Below are 213 nucleotides of genomic sequence, written 5' to 3'. Positions count from 1 at the left end.
TCGGCGCCCAGCGTTAAGCCCAGTATTGCCAGTTCATCTACAGACAACCCACACTGCCACAGCTGATTCAGCGCCACTAAAACGGTGGCGGCATTCGATGAGCCACCACCGAGGCCGCCGCCCATCGGCAGGCGTTTGTCGATACTGATGTCCGCGCCGCTCCCTTTGGGAAGACGATTGCTTTCAGACGCCGTTGTCATTAGCAAACGCGCT

General features: G+C 58.7%; 1 pseudogene. It reads right to left on the bottom strand.

The annotated features are described in order from the left end of the window. Positions 1–213, bottom strand: a pseudogene (locus FDX22_RS27410) (4-(cytidine 5'-diphospho)-2-C-methyl-D-erythritol kinase); the annotation flags it as partial.

This window comes from Citrobacter sp. TBCS-14 (assembly GCF_005280805.1).
GTDB classification, from domain to species: Bacteria; Pseudomonadota; Gammaproteobacteria; order Enterobacterales; family Enterobacteriaceae; genus Citrobacter; species Citrobacter gillenii.
The sequence above is the reverse complement of the archived record's forward strand: the minus strand, read 5'-3'. Positions and strand labels throughout refer to the sequence as shown.